Genomic DNA, 16949 nt, shown 5'->3' with positions numbered 1-16949 from the left:
TCACCTCCAGGGTCAACTCGCAGGGGCCGCCCTGCGCGTCGGGCACGGGCATGGAGTAGTCGTATTGGAGGGAGCCGAGGAGGAAGACGTGGTCCAGCGGTACGTCGTGGCCGGCGTGCAGGATCACGAGGCCGGCCTGGCGGAAGCTCTCGGCGAGCAGCAGCGGGTCGGGGCGGCCGTCCCGGGACGGCGGGAAGAAGGGGTGATCGTGGGGAAGCCGCGCCGATGCGAAGTGACGGCCGGCACCCGCTGCCTGCCAGCTGCGGATGAAGGTGTCGCGATCGGTGGTCCGGTGCGCGAAGGCGGCGGCCGAGTCGATGGTCGGGGAAAGCGGAGCAGTGAACATGGGGCCCTCTTTGCCAGGAGATGGTAAAATACAAACTGGGCGGTTTGTTCTTAGCTGGTGCGGACATGGAGGCACGCGTGCCGAAGCAAGACCGAGCGATCAGAACCCGGCGGGTCATCGTGGAAGCGGCGGCGGGCGTGTTCGAGGAGCGTGGCTTCCAGGCGGCGACGATCGCGGAGATCCTGGCTCGAGGCCAGGTCACCAAGGGTGCGCTGTACTTTCACTTTGCTTCCAAGGAAGCGTTGGCGCGGGGACTGCTCGAGGAGCAGTTGCCCGACGGTCTGCCGCTGTTGCCGAGGTCCATCAAGCTTCAGGAGGTCATCGACCTCATCGCGTCCCAGACGTACCGGCTGCGCACTGATCCTGTGGTGCGCGCAGCTGTGCGGCTGTCGCTGGACGAGGGGGCGATGGGTGGCCGTCGTGGCGACGCGTTCACGGGGTGGAGCGGACAACTCGCGCGCTCCATGGAGGAGGCGGCAGGCCGGGGTGAACTGCTGCCGCACGTGGTGCCAGGAGAATCGGCCGACGTCCTTGTCGGGGCTTTCGCAGGTATCCAGTCCATGTCGCAGGCGCTGTCGAACTACGCGGACCTGGCAGAACGCATGGAGGCACTGACCCGGCACCTGATGCCTGCCATCGCGCTGCCTTCGGTCCTGGCGTCTTTGGACTTCGACCTCGATCGGATTGCGCGGGCCGCCCTCGAGCAGGAACCGGCGGATGACGGCGAAGAGGTCGCGGCCGGCTGAACCCGGCCCCCGGTCCGGGGGGCCTTACCGCTCATGGTTCCTCGCCGAACCAGACACGCAGCGCTTCGGGCAGTGAGTCGGCGCTGTCGCAGGCCCATGCGACGTACCCGTCGGGCCGCACGAGTACGGCCTCCTGCGGCAGTCCTGCATCGGGTCGTACGGAGACCGTTCGCACGACGGTGTTCCACGCCCGGCTCTGCGCACGGTGTGTGCTGTCGGCGCCGGGCCCCGACAGGAGCAGGAGCGGGCGCCCCTCGGTCAGGAGTTCGACGACACTGGTTGACCGGCCGTCTTCTGTGACGAGCGGTCGGTTCGACAGGAACGTGCCTTCCAGGGGGGAGGCACCCTTCGTCCTGGGTGCGTAGCGGGTGTCCTGGGCGCTGATGGCGGCGGCCAGGTGGTTCTGGTCCTTGTCGTGCCGGATCAGGCCGGTGAAGAGGTCGCGCAGCGGGTCGAGTTCGGGGTCGGGGCGCATGAGTACCGCTTGTGCCCGGGTGTTGTCGATGACCCGCTGGGCTGCTTGGCGGCGCTCCTCGTCGTAGGTCTCGAGCAGGTCCTTCCCCGCTGTGCCGCGGATGCAATGAGCTAATTTCCAGCCGAGGTTGAGGGCGTCCTGGATCCCGGTGCTCAGGCCCTGTCCTCCGATGGGGAAGTGCGTGTGTGCGGCATCCCCCACCAGGGCGACCCGTCCGTCGAGGAACCGGTGGGCCAGTGTGGACACGTCGCTGAAGCGTCGTAGATGCAGCGCATCCGTCATCTTCAGGTCGCGGCCGAGAATGTAGGACGCCTCGCGCTGCAGCTCGCCCAACGTCACCGGGGCGCGACGGTCGGGAGGGGTTCCGGCGAAGGTGATCGCTCGAATCAGTGTGTAGCCGTTGCCGAAGTCGCGCGCGACGGTCCATCCGCGTCGAGTCCTGTGCCACCCGGCCGGCGCGGTTGCGGGATCGGCGAAGCGGACCACGCCGAGGAGCGCCGAGATGCGGGGAGCGCGGAAGTCCTTGGTGAAGCCCATCTGTTCGCGGATGGAGCTGTGTGCTCCGTCCGCGGCGGCGACATAGTCCGCGCTGATCCGATGGCTGCCGCGCTCGCTCTGGAGTGTCAGGTGCGCATGGTCCCGAGTGCGGCTGATCTGTGTGGCGCGGCAGCCGCGCAGGACGTGAACACCCCTGGCCCGGGCGTGCTGTTCGAAGGCCCGCTCGAGAACCGCCTGGGGGCACTTGGCCACAGGGGGAGGCTCGTGCTCGGGAGACGTGATGGCCAGGCCGTCGATGCCGGCGAAGTGAAACATCGCCGTGTTGTCCGAGGCTCCGTGTTCAGGAAGGACCTCCCTGTATCCGTGGCGCGCCAGCGACTGGAGTGCCCTGGCGTGCACGGTGTTGGCCTTCGGCTGATCCGACGTGGAGGCTGCCGTCTCCACGAGCGCGGTGCGTAGTCCGTACCGTCCGGCCTCGGCCGCCAGGAGCATTCCGACCGGGCCCCCTCCCACAATCGCGAGTTCCACACGTTCCATCGACTCATCCCCCGTGCGTGGTTGCTTAGCGATCCATCAGGCAGGCGCACTCGATGATCACCCGTCGTGCGGCCGTGCCGCTGCGGTGATGCGGTGGGACGGACGCCGTGGTGATCTGCCGAGTGCGGTGCTGGAGGTAAAGATACTGACCAAGCGGTTTTGTTTTCAATGTGGTCCAACGGCATGACGGGAAACTGTCGTTGGGGTGATCGGCCTTTGTGTGGTGTCACGAGGTGTTGGCCGGTGGTGTCCTCGGCGCGACCTGTGGCATGGATGTGTCTGTTCCTGCTGGGGAGAGTCCTGTGTCTGTCGTGGCCACCTTGGGGAGCAGCCATGCCCAGAGGTCGGTGATGGTGTGCGTCGCAAGCCACGACTTGTCGGTTCTGCCGAGTGTTTCAAGCCCCATGGTTGCGGCGGTGACGAAACGCGCGAGCGTGTGGTGGGCCTGCGGCGCGAGCAGGGCGCCTTGGTCTGCGGCGCAGATGAATCGGCGATCGACGAACGCGCGCCACTGACTCGGGAAGTCGACCGGGTTGCTGAGGGTTCCGTCCCGGTTGAGCCGCAGCCCGGCGCGTGCCACGACGTCCGCCCTCAACAGTCCGGCAATGGCGTGGGTGGAGTTGATCAGTTGCTGGAGTGCGCTGGACTGTCCGTGTTGCGCGGCCTGGGCGGCTCGCCGGAAGTGCTGGTGTGCCGCCTCCTGGACGGCATCCGACATCGCCGGCTTGCTGTCGAAGTGGAAGTGGAGGGCTCCGACGCTGACACCCGCTCCCGAGCTGATGTCGGTGAGGCGTGTCCCTGTGTAGCCGTGCGCCTCGAACGAGAGAGCGGCGGAGTGGATGAGAGCGTGCCGGGTGCGGGCGGCGCGCACCTGCTGGGTCACTGGTGCCTCCTTCGGGGGCGGGTTGCGGTCGAAGGGGTGCGCCCCATGTGTGCGCCACCCGGCCCGCAAGTATAGAACCGACCATGTGGTTCGTTTCATGCGCTTCATCGGTCGAGATGCGGCCGAAATGTCCAATAAAGGGACCCGTGACGGGCGGAGAGACCGTTTGCAAACCGGGCCGTCGGTTTGTAATCTACCGAGCGAGGCATGAACCTTCTCTGAAAGGGGTTGCGCTGTGGGCGTTGCGATCGTCCGGGCGGAGGTCGTCTATCGCGAGGAACTGGCAAAGATCGGCGCGGAAGACGCCCGAGTGGTGTGCGTGGAAGCCCTGCCGCGCGGCGCCCTGCATCCTTTCGAGGCGGCGCACCCGGACCGGTTCTTCCCGCTCGGCAGTGTGGAGAGCGCCATGGTGAGCATGGTTGAAGGGCTGGTCACGGCTGGGTTCAGGGTATTCGTGTGCGGTCTGGGCGACGCGGCCCGAGAGGCGCGGCTCCCTCGTCTGGCGCTCGCCTATCTGCGGGTGGGGGCGTCGGTGGTGGTGCCGGACATCGAGGACGGTCCGGCGGAGCTGCTGGGCGTGCCGCGCTTACGGATCGCGGCGCCGAGCGGCGTGCACGAGATCCGGTCGGTGGTGCGCATGGCGGTTCGTTCGGGGCGGCCGCACCACATCCGCATCGGAGCAGGGGCACCTGCCGACGTGACGGCGGACTGGACCGGAGCTGACGACGGAGAGATCCCCCCGGTTGTCTGGGGCGCCGGTCCGGAGTCCGGAGAGCCCGCGGACGCGAGGGTCTGCCTGGTCTCGGTCGGCGAGGACGGCACCCGGCTCGCACTGGCCGCCCGGGAACGGTACGCGGGGGTGGCGCACGCGCATCTGGTGTACGTCGACGACGGCCACTTGGCGGCTGCGGCGGGTCAAATGGCCCGGCACTACGACCGGTTCGTCGTGCTCGGTGGTTGGCAGGGACCGCAGGGTGTCCGACAGCGGCTGAGTCGGCTGATGCCCGGCTGCGCCGTCTTCGGGGTGGCGCTCGAGGGTGAGTTGGGCGCCGGTGTCGACCAGGTGCTGGCGTCCGTCGAAGGGCTTCGGCGGTGACCGGGCGTCGGTGCGGTCGGCCGCGACCCTGCAGCGCAGTCATGACAGGGCCCCGCCGGACCGGCGTGATCATCACCCGCAGGCTGCGCGAGGACAGGCACCGCGCGAGGGCGGTCAGCCGCGACCCGGGTGGCGTGACGCTGCCGGGCGGCGCGGAGAGGCGCCGCGCCGACTGGGGTCGCCGATGGAGAGGGGAGAACGGTGTCCACCGCAGGTCAGCAGGCGCTTCCCGACCACATGTCACCGAACGAACTCGCTGAGGTTCTCTCCGTGCTGCGCTCCATCCCCCGAAGCGACCAGCGGCGCTGGGGTGAGGTCTATGTGAGGGGGCTGCTCGCGGTCCGCGGGAAGAAGACCATGCGTGCTCTCGCCCACGGGGTGGGCAGCGGGGCCGAGCAGAGCCTCAACCAGTTCATCAGCAAGTCGCCGTGGGACGCCGATCAGGTGCGCGGCGACCTGGCACGGCTGCTCATCGCGCGTGCGCAGCCTCGTGCCTGGGTCGTGCAGCCCCTCGTGATCACGAAGGTGGGCCGGCACACGGTCGGCGTGGAACGGCAGTGGGTCCCACGGATCGGACGTGTCGTCAACTGCCAGCAGGCGATGAGCGTCTGGCTCGCGGGAGAGGACGGCAGCTGTCCTGTGGACTGGCAACTGGCGCTGCCCGAGTCCTGGACGAGCCAGGAGGACCTGCGCCGCCGTGCCGCCATCCCCACGGAGGTCGGCTCGTGCCCGCCCGAGCAGTGCGCCGTCGACGCGGTGAGCAAGATGACGCGGGAGTGGGGGCTGCGCGGTCGGCCGGTGGTGATGGACGGGCGGGAGGCGGCGCCGCAGACGGTCTGCGCCGAGCTGGCGGGCCGTCAGATTCCGTTCGTCGTCCGGATCGATCCGTCCTCCATCGCACCGATGCCGCCTGAGTCGAGGACAGGGAGGACAGGGCGGAGCGGGATCGGACCCGGTGACCGTGCCGGGGGACGGGCGGGAGCGGCCGGGCTGCTGACGGCCCTGCACAAGGAGCGCATACCGGTGGAGTGGTTCGACCACACGGAGCGCACCATGCGTGCCACGTCGGTCGGTGCCGTGCCTGTCGTGCTGCACGGGGGATCCACCGTGCAGCAAGGGCAGCCGGAAGGCCTCGACCTCGTACTGCTGGCCGCCTGGGCGGATTCCGGCCGGAGTTCCCCGAGCGAGTTCTGGCTCACCAACCTCGCGCAGTCGCCGCTCGGCGGTGTGTACCGCACGGCCATGCTCTCGCGGCGTGTGGAGCGCGATCTGGCGGAGGTGAGCGACGGCCTCGGCATCCGCGACTTCGAGGGCCGCTCGTACCGCGGTTGGCACCACCACATGACGATGGTGTCCCTGGCGCATGCCGTGACCGTGCTCTCGTCCTCCCGCGCGCAGGCCCCGCCCGGTGCTGCGGAAGGAGGGTCGCTGGTGCCGTCGGGCGAGCCCAGGGTCGGTGCGGCATGACCCGGGCCGGCCCGCGGACGTCACTCCGTGCGCAGGCCCTCCGGGCGCATCAGGCGGTACAGCGGCGGCAGGCTCAGCAGCGTGACGCCGGCGATCGCCGCAGCGCCCACACCCACCAGCGGCAGGAACACCCACCAGTCCGTCACCGTCCTGTCGACCATGCGGAGCATCAGCACCCCGAGGGCCAGGCCGCCCGACACCGCGAGCGCCATGCCGAGCACGACCGGGATCGCCGTCTGCCACAGCACCGACCAGGCGAGCGTGGAGCGCCGGGTGCCGTAGGCGACGAGCACTGACAACAGCCGCCTGCGCTCGCGCAGTTGCTCGATCTGGTTGATCAGCATCGACGCCGCGATCAGCGAGATCGTGATGGCCGCCGCGGTGAACAGACCGCGCTGGATACTGGCGAACTGCTTGTCCTGCTGGGTCGAGCTCAGCGTCCACACCCGCATCGCCGGGTCGATCCGGAACGCCGTGTTGCGGACGAACTCCAGCGCGTCCGGCACCGACTCGTCCACCTGGACCTGGGCCGACGTCGACGAGTTGTGCAGCACGCGCGTGTCGAACGCGGAGGGCGTGGCCAGGAGGCCGCCGAAGGTGTCCCCGCTCGGGTCGCGGCGTGATGTCACGGTCCGGGTGTTCTTCGGCAGGGTCCAGGAGACCGCCTTCTCCGCCTTCTTGTCGAAGTCCGCGCCGTCGACCTCCAGACGGGTGCCGGGACCGCCGATCTTCTTCAGCTCCGACTCCATGTACGCGTCGCCGGAACCGGTCACGCGGAACACGTCGCCGTCCGTGCACGAGGGCAGGTGCGCCAGCTCGCGCAGCGCGGCGCAGGTGCCGACGGAGAGCGTCACGCTCGACGTGTACCCGTCGGCGTCCGGCTTCGCGCCCGCGGGGCTGGCCCAGGTGTCGACCGTGCCGATGACCTTGCGCACGCCCTTCGTCGCGCCGAACTCGTTCACCATCCGCTGGGCGAGCGCGCCGCTCGGGAAGTTGGCGTTCGCTGAGATCTGCGCCCGCCGGGTGTCTGCGCCCGTCGACTTCACGAAGTCGTCGTCGACGGCGGTGGTGAACATCTGCAGGGCGATGCCGCCGGCCACCGCGATGGTGATGCCCGCGACCGCGCGGCTCGCCGCCGTGCTCGACAGCTGCAGCCTGCGCGTCGCCAGCTGCCACGGCACCGAACCGCCGTGCAGCCGGGCCACGACCGCCTCGACGAGCCACGGCAGCACCAGCACCAGACCGATCAGCAGCAGGCCGATCCCGGCCGAGATCCGCACCACGCCGAACGTGTCCGTGCTGCCGGTCGCGCTCGACATCAGCAGCAGCGCCGCGCCGATCACCGGGATCGGCAGCCGCCACCACAGCCTGCGGGACCGGCCGCGCCGGCTGCGGACCACGCCCAGGGGCTCGATCGCCACCGAGCGCAGGGCGAACAGGGTCACCGCGATCGAGGCCAGCGGCACCGCCACCACGATCAGCGCGCCCAGCACGGGCACCGGCGACAGGTCCGACGGGAACGCCGTCAGCCGCCACACCTCGACATGGGCGAGCAGCTGCCGTGCCGCGAGGAAGAACCCGGCGCCGAGCAGCACGCCGACGACCGCCCCGAACAGTGCCTCGCCCGCGGCCATCCGCCGGGTCATCCGCACGTCCGCGCCGACCAGGCGCAGCGCGGCGAGCCGCCGGTCGCGCCGCTCGCCGCCGAACCGCACGGCCGTCGCGATGAAGATCGCCACCGGCACGAGCAGCACGACGCAGGCCAGGATCACCATGACGACGAGCACGGGGTCCATCGGCGTGGTCCCGTACCGGTGTCCCCACGTGTCGTAGCGCCGTCCGTCCCGGTCGGCCGTGATCCTGTCCGAGCCGGCGTACACGTACAGGTCGAAGGGGTCGCTCAGGCCCGCCGGGGCGATCGTGCCCACGTCCCGGTACGGGTAGCGCTCCTTGAGGAGCTTGCCGTCGGGGGAGTCGAGCAGCCGGCGCAGGGCGGGGGAGACGACCATCTCGCCGGGGCCGGGCATCCGGTCGACGCCCGGCGGCAGCACCGGGTGCGCGCCGTCGGGGCGCAGCAGATAGCCGCCGACCGACGCGTCGCGGAACTCGGAGGACGCGTCCGTCAGGAGGAACGAGCGGTCCGAACGCGGCGCGGAGTCGCCGGTCGCGGTGACCCCGAGCTGGCGGGCGGCGCCGCGGTCGTCGCGCTGCTGCATCAGCGTCGGCACGGACGCCGCGCCGAGCAGCACGGCGACGCCGAGGCCGACCCCGATCGCGGTCAGGAGCGTACGGATCCAGCCCTCGCGGCCACCGGCGACGGCGCAGCGCACCCCGATCCGGAGGTCGCGGACGCGGCCGGTGAACCCCGGGCGGACGGGCGCGGGGGCGCGCTCCGCGGGGCGGTCGTCGAGCAGCGTCATCGGGCGAACTCCATGTCGCGGGACTTGCCGTCGCGCACCACGACCTCGCGGTCGGAGTAGGCGGCGACCCGCGCCTCGTGCGTGACCAGGACGACCGCGGCGTTGGCACCGCGGGCCGCCTCGGTGAGCAGCTCCATGACGCGCTCGCCGTTGAGGGAGTCGAGGGCGCCGGTCGGCTCGTCCGCGAACAGCACGCGCGGGCTCGTGACCAGGGAGCGGGCCACGGCGACGCGCTGGCCCTGACCGCCGGAGATCTCACCGGGCCGCTTGCCGGCCAGATCGTCGACCTCCAGGCGCTCCAGCCAGCCGGTGGCACGCCGCTCGGCCTCCTTGCGGCGCACGCCGTTCAGCCGCAGCGGCAGCGCGACGTTCTCGGCGCAGGTCAGCTCGGGCACCAGCTGGCCGAACTGGAACACGAAGCCGAACTCGCCGCGCCGCAGGGCGCTGCGCTCGGCGTCGGACATCGAGGTCAGCTCGCGGCCGCCGTACGTGATGGAGCCGGAGTCCGGCGTGACGATGCCGGCGAGGCAGTGCAGCAGCGTCGACTTGCCGGAGCCGGACGGGCCCATGACGGCGACGATCTCACCGGGGTGGACGGAGAAGGCGGCGCCGTCGAGCGCGGGCGTGTGCCCGTACGTCTTGTGCAGGTCGACGGCGGTCAGCAGGGAGCCGGCGGGAGCCGGGGCGGAACTCATGAGGGGCGCACCTCCGCGGCGAGCTTGTCGAGGCGCGCGGCGGTCAGTTCCAGCCAGCGCAGGTCGGCTTCGAGGTGGAACAGGGCGTGGTCGCAGATCAGCTGGTCGGCGAGGTCGCCCTTGCGCTTGCGGTCGGTCAGGATCCGCATCAGCCGCAGGTGCTCGGCCCGCTGGGAGTCGAGGAGCTCGGCGGCGTCGCGCTCGGTCAGGAGCGCGAGGACGACCTTCGTGTAGAGGGTCGACTGGAGGTACGGCTCCGGCTTCTCCGGGGTCGCCAGCCAGCGCTGGACGTCCGTGATGCCGGCGTCGGTGATCGCGTAGCGCTTGCGCTCGGGGCCGCCGCCCGCCTCGATGCCGTCGACCTCGACGAGGCCGTTCTTCAGCAGGCGGGACATCGTCGAGTAGACCTGCCCGTAGTGCAGCGGTTTGTCGTGACCGAAGGTCTCGTCGAAGGTGCGCTTGAGGTCGTAACCGTGGCGGGGCCCGGATTCGAGCAGCCCGAGGAGGGTGTGGCCGATGGACATGGGGGTGACTGTACACGCCGTGTATACGTGGTGTGTATAGCAACCGGGATCCTGCCCGGGAGCGGGCCCTGCTAACCGTCGGTCGCCGGATCCTCCGGACCCTCGGGGCGGTTCGGCGGACGGCCCCGCCGGGCGATCGGCCCCGCCCCGCCGGGCAGCCGCCCCGCCTCGGCGAGAGCCCTCCGCAGCAGGAACTCGATCTGCGCGTTCGCCGAGCGCAGCTCGTCCCCGGCCCACCGCGCGAGCGCGTCGTGGACCGCGGGATCGAGCCGCAGCAGCACCTGCTTCCGCGGCCGCGGCGGCGGGGGAGGCGGCGTCACTGGTAGAGCGTCCCGGTGTTGAGGACCGGCTGCGCGGACCGGTCCCCGCAGAGCACGACGAGCAGATTGCTCACCATGGTCGCCTTGCGCTCCTCGTCCAGCTCGACGAAGTCCTGCTCCGCGATCCGGGCGAGCGCCGCCTCGACCATGCCGACGGCCCCGTCGACGATCTGCCGCCGCGCCGCGACCACGGCGCCCGCCTGCTGCCGCTGGAGCATCGCCGAGGCGATCTCGGGCGCGTAGGCGAGGTGCGTGAAGCGGGACTCGATGATCTGGACGCCGGCCGCCTCCACGCGCGCGTGGAGCTCGATCGCGAGCTTCTCGGTGATCTCCTCGGCGTTCCCGCGCAGCGACAGGCCGCCCTCGTCGTGGGCGTCGTACGGGTACTCGATGGCGATGTGCCGGACGGCCGCCTCGGTCTGCGTCGAGACGAACTCGAGGAAGTCGTCCACCTCGAACGTGGCCTGTGCGGTGTCCTCCACCTTCCAGACGACGACCGCGGCGAGCTCGATCGGGTTGCCGTACGCGTCGTTGACCTTGAGGACCGCGGTCTCGTGGTTGCGCACCCGCGTGGAGATCTTGGTGCGCGAGGTCAGCGGGTTCACCCAGCGCAGGCCGTCGGTGCGGATCGTGCCCCGGTAGCGGCCGAAGAGCTGGACGACGCGGGCCTCGCCCGGCGCCACCATGTTCAGCCCGCACATCGCGAAGAAGGCGCCGACGGCGATCACGACGCCGACGACGATCAGCAGGGCCTGCGCGCCCGCCGAGCCGAGCGTCGTGCCGACGGCGACCAGTACGACGCCGGCCGCGAGCCCGAGAAGGCCGAGCAGCAGGGCGAGCCCGCCGCCGATGCTGTGGGCCGTGACCTCGCGCACGTGCGCCTTCGGCATGGTCGGAACGTCCGGTGTGGCGTCCGTCTCTGACATGTCTGTCCCCGTTCCCCTGAGCTGGCGGTTCGTTCCCCGTCGGAACGAACGCTGTCTAGCAAAGTGATATCACTTTAGCGCCTACGGCAACCATCCGCACGTCTGGATCGTCGGTTCCCATGGGGTAGGTGCTGATTGTCACGTCCGGAAATGACCGGAAGGGCACGGATTTGCCTCATGTGACGGTGTTAGCTTCATGAGCTGCAATCAGCAATGACGACGGATGAGAAGCGGAGCGACAGAGGTCATGGGCCGAGCGGAGGCGAGGCACGAGCGCAGGCGCGCGGCGCGGCCCACGGGCATACGCCGCTTCTTCACGTGGAAGAAGCTGCTGGGGACGTTCTTCGGGCTCGTGCTCCTGTGCATGGGCGCCTTCGTGGTGCTCTACATGGTGATCGACATACCCGAGGGCAATCCGGAAGCCGAGCTGCAGAGCAACGTCTACAAGTACAGCAACGGCGACACGATGGCCCGCGTCGGCAAGGTCAACCGGGAGATCGTCAAGCTCGACGAGGTGCCCAAGGAGGTCCAGCGCACCTTCGTGGCCGCGGAGAACAAGACGTTCTACAAGGACCAGGGCATCGACCTGAAGGGCACCGCCCGCGGCGTGCTCAACACGGTCACCGGCAAGGGCAAGCAGGGTGGTTCGACGATCACCCAGCAGTACGTGAAGAACTACTACCTCACCCAGGACCAGACCGTCACGCGCAAGCTGAAGGAACTGGTCATCTCGCTGAAGGTGGACCGCAAGAAGTCCAAGGACGACATCCTCGCGGGCTACATCAACACCAGCTACTACGGCCGTAGCGCCTGGGGCATCCAGACCGCCGCCCAGGCCTACTACGGCGTCGACGCCTCGGACCTGAACGTCAAGCAGGGCGCGTACCTCGCGGCGCTGCTCCAGGCGCCGAACCAGTACGACTGGGCGATCGCCTCCGACACCGGCAAGAAGCTCGTCAAGGCCCGCTGGAACTACGTCCTCGACAACATGGTCGACATGCACTGGCTCAGCGCGGCCGATCGCCAGAAGATCACGGACGACGACTTCCCGACGCCGGACAAGCCGAAGGCCGCCGCAGGACTCCAGGGCCAGGAGGGGTACCTCTACCAGGCCGCCAAGGCCGAGGTGATGAAGGAACTCAACCTCACCGAGGAGCAGTTCGACGCCCACGGCTACACGATCACGCTCAACATCGACCGCAAGAAGCAGAAGCAGCTCGAGAAGTCGGTGAAGCAGCAGCTCACCGACCACCTCGAGCCCAAGAGCCGCAAGGCCGACGCGAACCTCCAGGCCGGTGCCGTCTCGGTGGACCCGAAGACCGGCAAGGTGCTCGCCATGTACGGCGGTCCGGGCATCGACAAGCACTGGGGCAACAACGCGGCGCGCACCGACTACCAGCCCGCCTCCACGTTCAAGCCGATCATTCTCGCGGCCGCCCTGGAGAACAACGCGAAGACCCAGGACGGCACGTCGATCAAGGCGAGCACCGTCTACGACGGCACGAGCGAGCGGCCGGTCGTGGAGAACGGCGAGGAGGTGAAGTTCGCCCCGCCGAACGAGGACGACCAGGACTACGGCGACGTCAGCGTCCAGACCGCGATGAACAAGTCGGTCAACTCCGTCTTCGCGCAGATGGGCGCCGACGTCGGCATGGACGAGGTCATGGCCACGGCGAAGAAGCTCGGCATGGACGACGCCGACCTCAAGCCGTACTACGCCCAGACCCTCGGCACGATGGGGGCCAGCCCGCTCGAGATGGCCGGTGTCTACGCGACCCTCGACAACCACGGCAAGCAGGTCACCCCGCAGATCGTGAAGTCGGTCAGCCAGCGCGGCCAGAAGATCGAACTGCCCGACGCGGTCGGCGACCAGGTCATCAGCCGCGGCGCCGCCGACTCGGTCACCTCGGTGCTCACCGGCGTGGTCGACGACGGCACGGCCCGCGCCTCGGTGCGCGACAACCCGGGGCGCGACGGTCAGCAGGTCGCCGGCAAGACCGGTACCTCGGACTGCAACCGGTCGGCCTGGTTCACCGGGTACACCCCGGACCTCGTCACGTCCGTCGGGCTCTTCGGCGAGGCGGCCGCGGCCGGCACCACGCAGTGCGGTGACGACGACCCGGTGAAGATCAAGGCGGGCGCGCAGGTCTCGATGTCCGGCGCGGCCGGCGGCGGCCGGGTCAACGGTGGTGACTTCCCGGCCCGGATCTGGGCCCAGTACACCTTCAACACCGCGAACCCGGACACCCGGTTCGACCTCGACACCGACATGGGCGCCGGCGTCGAGCCGACGACCCAGGCCCCGGCCACCCCGAGCGACGAGCCCACGGCGCCCGAGACCCCGAGCGACGAGCCGACCACCGAGGACCCCTCGACGCCGTCCACGCCGACCGACGAGCCGACCACCGAGCCGCCGACGGACGACCCGACGAACACCGTCGAGCCGCCGACCGACCCGTCGAGCCCGACCATCGAGATCCCGGAGAACCCGGGCGACGGCCAGGGCGACTCCGGCTGGACCGGCAACGGCGCGAACGGCACGCGGAAGAACGACTAGCGCGACGCCGCACACAAGGGCGCCCGGAACCGCACTCACGGTTCCGGGCGCCCTTGCGCGTGCACGCCCGCGGCGGTCAGGAGGCCCCGTCGACCTGCTTCGCGATCCGGTCGCCCAGCGCCTTGTCGACGTTGCGCCAGTACTGGAGCGCGCGGTCGAGGACCGGCCGCGAGACGCCGTCGAGCAGATGCCCGGCCGCGTTGTTCACGAGCCGCTCCCGCGCCGCGTCGTCCAGCACGTCCCGCACCAGCGTGCCCGGCTGGCCCCAGTCGTCGTCGTCACGGCGCAGCGCGTACGCCTCGCGTACCATCTCGCCCGTCACCGCCCAGCCCTTCGGGTCCTGCGCGGGACCGTCGGCCGCCGGGCCGCCGTACGAGTTCGGCGCGTAGGGGCGGGCCACGTTCGGCGGCGTCGAGCGCATCGAGCCGTCCTTGGCGTACGAGCGGACCTGCGCGTGCGGCCGGTTCGGCGGCAGCTCGGTGTAGTTCGCGCCGATGCGGTAGCGGTGCGTGTCCGGGTACGAGAACAGCCGGCCGAGCAGCATCTTGTCCGGAGAGGGGCCGATGCCCGGCACCAGGTTCGAGGGCTCGAAGGCGGCCTGCTCGATGTGGACGAAGAAGTCCTCCGGGTTCCGGTTCAGCGTCATCCGGCCGACCTCGATCAGCGGGTAGTCCGCGTGCGGCCACACCTTGGTCAGGTCGAACGGGTTGAACCGGTAGTCCGGCGCGTCCTCGAACGGCATGACCTGCACGTGCAGCGTCCAGCTCGGGTGCTCGCCGCGCTTGATCGCCTCGAACAGGTCGCGGCGGTGGTGGTCGCCGTCCGTGCCCGCGAGCGTGTCGGCCTCGTCCTGCGTCAGGAACGCGTTGCCCTGGTCGGTCCTGAAGTGGTACTTCACCCAGGACTTCGTGCCGCCGCCGTTCACCCACAGGTAGGTGTGCGAGCTGAAGCCGTCCATGTGCCGGAACGTCTTGGGGATGCCGCGGTCGCCCATCAGCCACGTGACCTGGTGCGCGCTCTCCGGGGACAGCGTCCAGAAGTCCCACTGCATGTCGTGGTCGCGCAGACCGCTGTCGATCGTGCGCTTCTGCGAGTGGATGAAGTCCGAGAACTTGCTGGGGTCGCGCACGAAGAAGACCGGCGTGTTGTTACCGACCATGTCGTAGTTGCCCTGCTGCGTGTAGAACTTCAGGGCGAAGCCGCGCGGGTCGCGCCACGTGTCGGGCGAGCCCTGCTCACCGGCGACCGTCGAGAAGCGCGCGAGCATCTCGGTGCGCCGGCCCGGCTGGAAGAGGTCCGCGCACGTGAACTGACTGACGTCGTGGGTGACCTCGAAGACGCCGTACGCGCCGCTGCCCTTGGCGTGCACGACCCGCTCGGGGACCCGTTCGCGGTTGAACTGGGCCATCTTCTCGATGACGTAGTGGTCCTGCAGCAGGATCGGTCCGTCGGAGCCGACGGTCAGCGAGTGCGCGTCGCTCTCCGCCGGGATGCCCGCGTTCGAGGTCGTGTGCGGGACCGTGCCGGGTGCCTCGGTCACGACGTCCTCCCGTCATTGCGTGGGGTATGGAGGGATGTGTCCGCCTTGGTCACCCGGACCAGTCAACGCCGCCGACACGATGTCGGCAACATTTCCCTCCCACGCCCACGCCACGCCTCAGGGCGTACTCGGCAACGAGAGCTCGAACCAGACCACCTTGCCGGTCGACAGCCGGGTCGCCCCCCACCGCCGGGCGAGACGGTTGACCAGGAACAGGCCGCGCCCGCCCTCGTCCGTGGCCCGCGCCTGCCGCAGCCGCGGCAGCTGCGGCACATCGTCCCCGACCTCGCACCGCAGCACATCCGTCCGCAGCAACCGCAGGGTCACCGGCCGTGAGGCGTACCGCACCGCGTTCGTGACGACCTCGCTCACCAGCAGCTCGACGGAGTCGCTCAGCTCCTCCAGACCCCAGCGGGCCAGCGCCGAGCGGGCGAGCCGGCGCGCCCGGGACGGCGCCGCGTCCTCCGGCTCCAGGAACCAGTACGCGACGTCGCTCGGCGCGATCCCGTCGAACCGCGCCGCGAGCAGCGCGATGTCGTCGTCCCGGTCGCCGGGGCCGAGCATGTCCAGGACGTCGTCGCACAGCGCCTCGAGCGGCGGCGGATGATCCGGTCCGGTCAACTGCGCGGTGGCCGCGAGCCGTTCACGCAGCTGCTCTATCCCCGTCCACACGTCACGGAGCCGGGACTCGACGAGGCCGTCCGTGTACAGGAGCAGCGTCGCCCCGGCCGGCGCGTCGAGCTCGACGGCCTCGAAGTCGACGCCGCCGACGCCGATCGGCGCCCCCGGCGGGACCCGCAGCACCTCGGCCCGGCCGCCGAGGTGCAGCAGCACCGGCGGCGGGTGGCCCGCGTTGGCGATCGTGATCCGGTGCGAGACCGGGTCGTAGACCGCGTACATGCAGGTCGCCATGCGGTCCGTGCCGAGCCGCTGCGCCTGTTCGTCGAGGTGGTGCAGGACCTCCTGGGGCGGCAGGTCGAGCCCGGCCAGCGTCTGCGCGGTCGTGCGCAGCTGGCCCATGATCGCCGCCGAGGTCATCGAGTGGCCCATCACGTCGCCGACGACCAGCGCGACCCGGCTGCCCGGCAGCGGGATCGCGTCGTACCAGTCGCCGCCGACCCGCGCGGTCTCGGCCGCCGGGAGATACCGCGAGGCGAGCCGCACCCCGGTGGGCCGCGGCAGCGTCTCGGGCAGCATGGTGCGCTGGAGCTCGTCGGCGATGTACGCCTCGCGCCCGTACAGGACCGCCTTGTCGATGCCGAGCGCGCTGTGCGTGGCCAGCTGGCCCGCGACGAGCAGGTCGTCGGCGTCGAACGCGGCCCGGTCGGGGCGGCGCAGGAACACCGCGGCGCCGATCACCCGGCGCCGCCCCCGCAGCGGCGCCAGGATCGCGCGTCGGCCGGTCGGCAACGACCGGCACTCACCGAGCAGTTCGGGCAGCGCGGCGACGGCCGCCGGGGAGTCCGCGAACACCGGGCGCACCCCGCGCAGCACCTCGGCGAGCGCGCCTCCGGTGCGGACCTCGCACAACTCGGCGCTTCCCGCGGCCAGTTCCGGCTGGGGCAGGGCGGCGGCGAGGGTAGCGCTCCCACCGTCCGAGTCCGTGTCGGTGTCGTCCGCGTCCGGGATCCGGTCGGTGCGGCGCAGCCGCAGCACCATCGGGCCCGTGGGTCGCTCGTCGCCGACCGGCAGCGGCTCGCGCAGATAGACGAGGATCGCGTCCGAGAACGTCGGCACGGTCGCCCGGCACAGCCCCATCACGATCTCGTCGAGGTCGATGCCGCGGGCGATCCGCCGGGTCGCGGCCCCCACGAAGCGCAGCCGGTCGCCGTCGCGGCGCATCGCCACCGGCTGCCCCGCGGGGCGCGGCTGTCCGGAGCGCCGCTCGGTGCCGGACGGCGGCCCCGCCGGGCGCACCG

Annotated in this window: 14 protein-coding genes; 4 read left to right on the top strand and 10 right to left on the bottom strand. The window is 70.6% G+C overall.

The annotated features are described in order from the left end of the window. Nucleotides 1-346 (bottom strand): AfsA-related hotdog domain-containing protein (locus tag GTW43_RS16915; RefSeq protein WP_272922535.1); only part of this gene is annotated, 346 nt, incomplete at its 3' end. Nucleotides 347-423: 77 nt separating this feature from the next. Here GTW43_RS16915 and GTW43_RS16910 point away from each other — a divergent pair. Further along, a complete protein-coding gene (locus tag GTW43_RS16910) occupies nucleotides 424-1092 on the top strand; it encodes a ScbR family autoregulator-binding transcription factor (RefSeq protein WP_161302856.1) in 669 nt (222 codons plus the stop codon). Between the two features lie 31 nt (nucleotides 1093-1123). Here GTW43_RS16910 and GTW43_RS16905 read toward each other — a convergent pair whose 3' ends face one another. Together GTW43_RS16905 and GTW43_RS16900 are read right to left on the bottom strand one after the other, a co-directional pair. Then, nucleotides 1124-2602, bottom strand: a complete 1479-nt coding sequence (locus tag GTW43_RS16905) for an FAD-dependent monooxygenase (protein WP_161302855.1) — start codon at nucleotides 2600-2602, stop codon at nucleotides 1124-1126. A gap of 226 nt (nucleotides 2603-2828) precedes the next feature. Further along, nucleotides 2829-3485: a ScbR family autoregulator-binding transcription factor gene (locus GTW43_RS16900; RefSeq protein WP_161302854.1), complete on the bottom strand. Its 657-nt coding sequence runs from the start codon at nucleotides 3483-3485 to the stop codon at nucleotides 2829-2831. A 235-nt stretch (nucleotides 3486-3720) separates the two neighbouring features. Between GTW43_RS16900 and GTW43_RS16895 the strand changes: the two genes are divergently transcribed. Both GTW43_RS16895 and GTW43_RS16890 read left to right on the top strand, forming a co-directional pair. Continuing rightward, nucleotides 3721-4581, top strand: coding sequence for a transketolase (locus GTW43_RS16895; protein WP_161302853.1), 861 nt, complete (start codon nucleotides 3721-3723; stop codon nucleotides 4579-4581). Nucleotides 4582-4782: 201 nt separating this feature from the next. Then, nucleotides 4783-6048: a transposase gene (locus GTW43_RS16890; RefSeq protein WP_161302852.1), complete on the top strand. Its 1266-nt coding sequence runs from the start codon at nucleotides 4783-4785 to the stop codon at nucleotides 6046-6048. 20 nt (nucleotides 6049-6068) lie between these two features. Here GTW43_RS16890 and GTW43_RS16885 read toward each other — a convergent pair whose 3' ends face one another. The 5 genes from GTW43_RS16885 to GTW43_RS16865 form a co-directional block, all read right to left on the bottom strand. Beyond that, nucleotides 6069-8468 carry an ABC transporter permease gene (locus tag GTW43_RS16885; RefSeq protein WP_161302851.1) on the bottom strand — a complete coding sequence of 800 codons (2400 nt, stop codon included), beginning with the start codon at nucleotides 8466-8468 and terminating at the stop codon, nucleotides 6069-6071. Next, on the bottom strand, nucleotides 8465-9163 hold the full coding sequence (locus GTW43_RS16880; protein WP_161302850.1) for an ABC transporter ATP-binding protein: 699 nt from the start codon (nucleotides 9161-9163) through the stop codon (nucleotides 8465-8467). Before GTW43_RS16880 ends, GTW43_RS16885 begins: the two co-directional genes overlap by 4 nt. Further along, the gene (locus GTW43_RS16875; protein WP_161302849.1) at nucleotides 9160-9687 is read right to left on the bottom strand and encodes a PadR family transcriptional regulator; all 528 of its coding nucleotides are present in this window, start codon (nucleotides 9685-9687) and stop codon (nucleotides 9160-9162) included. The genes GTW43_RS16880 and GTW43_RS16875 overlap by 4 nt, the downstream gene beginning before the upstream one ends. Nucleotides 9688-9758: 71 nt before the next feature. Then, complete coding sequence (locus tag GTW43_RS16870; RefSeq protein ID WP_161302848.1) at nucleotides 9759-10007, bottom strand: hypothetical protein; 249 nt, start codon at nucleotides 10005-10007, stop codon at nucleotides 9759-9761. Continuing rightward, nucleotides 10004-10933 carry an SPFH domain-containing protein gene (locus GTW43_RS16865; protein ID WP_161302847.1) on the bottom strand — a complete coding sequence of 310 codons (930 nt, stop codon included), beginning with the start codon at nucleotides 10931-10933 and terminating at the stop codon, nucleotides 10004-10006. Before GTW43_RS16865 ends, GTW43_RS16870 begins: the two co-directional genes overlap by 4 nt. A gap of 247 nt (nucleotides 10934-11180) precedes the next feature. Between GTW43_RS16865 and GTW43_RS16860 the strand changes: the two genes are divergently transcribed. After that, nucleotides 11181-13490: a transglycosylase domain-containing protein gene (locus GTW43_RS16860; RefSeq protein ID WP_161302846.1), complete on the top strand. Its 2310-nt coding sequence runs from the start codon at nucleotides 11181-11183 to the stop codon at nucleotides 13488-13490. A gap of 76 nt (nucleotides 13491-13566) precedes the next feature. Here the strand turns inward: GTW43_RS16860 and GTW43_RS16855 are convergent, their stop codons facing one another. Together GTW43_RS16855 and GTW43_RS16850 are read right to left on the bottom strand one after the other, a co-directional pair. Further along, nucleotides 13567-15030 carry a catalase gene (locus GTW43_RS16855; protein ID WP_161302845.1) on the bottom strand — a complete coding sequence of 488 codons (1464 nt, stop codon included), beginning with the start codon at nucleotides 15028-15030 and terminating at the stop codon, nucleotides 13567-13569. Between the two features lie 117 nt (nucleotides 15031-15147). After that, on the bottom strand, nucleotides 15148-16949 hold a 1802-nt coding region (locus GTW43_RS16850), incomplete at its 5' end, for a SpoIIE family protein phosphatase (RefSeq protein ID WP_161302844.1).

The sequence above is a fragment of the Streptomyces sp. SID5785 genome, from assembly GCF_009870065.1.
GTDB lineage: Bacteria > Actinomycetota > Actinomycetes > Streptomycetales > Streptomycetaceae > Streptomyces.
The sequence above is the reverse complement of the archived record's forward strand: the minus strand, read 5'-3'. Positions and strand labels throughout refer to the sequence as shown.

What these genes read in the sequence shown, in the direction of transcription:
- GTW43_RS16875 (WP_161302849.1), bottom strand. Translation starts at nt 9,687, where the DNA reads ATGTCCATCGGCCACACCCTCCTCGGGCTGCTCGAATCCGGGCCCCGC.
- GTW43_RS16860 (WP_161302846.1), top strand. Translation starts at nt 11,181, where the DNA reads ATGGGCCGAGCGGAGGCGAGGCACGAGCGCAGGCGCGCGGCGCGGCCC.
- GTW43_RS16905 (WP_161302855.1), bottom strand. Translation starts at nt 2,602, where the DNA reads ATGGAACGTGTGGAACTCGCGATTGTGGGAGGGGGCCCGGTCGGAATG.
- GTW43_RS16865 (WP_161302847.1), bottom strand. Translation starts at nt 10,933, where the DNA reads ATGTCAGAGACGGACGCCACACCGGACGTTCCGACCATGCCGAAGGCG.
- GTW43_RS16880 (WP_161302850.1), bottom strand. Translation starts at nt 9,163, where the DNA reads ATGAGTTCCGCCCCGGCTCCCGCCGGCTCCCTGCTGACCGCCGTCGAC.
- GTW43_RS16885 (WP_161302851.1), bottom strand. Translation starts at nt 8,468, where the DNA reads ATGACGCTGCTCGACGACCGCCCCGCGGAGCGCGCCCCCGCGCCCGTC.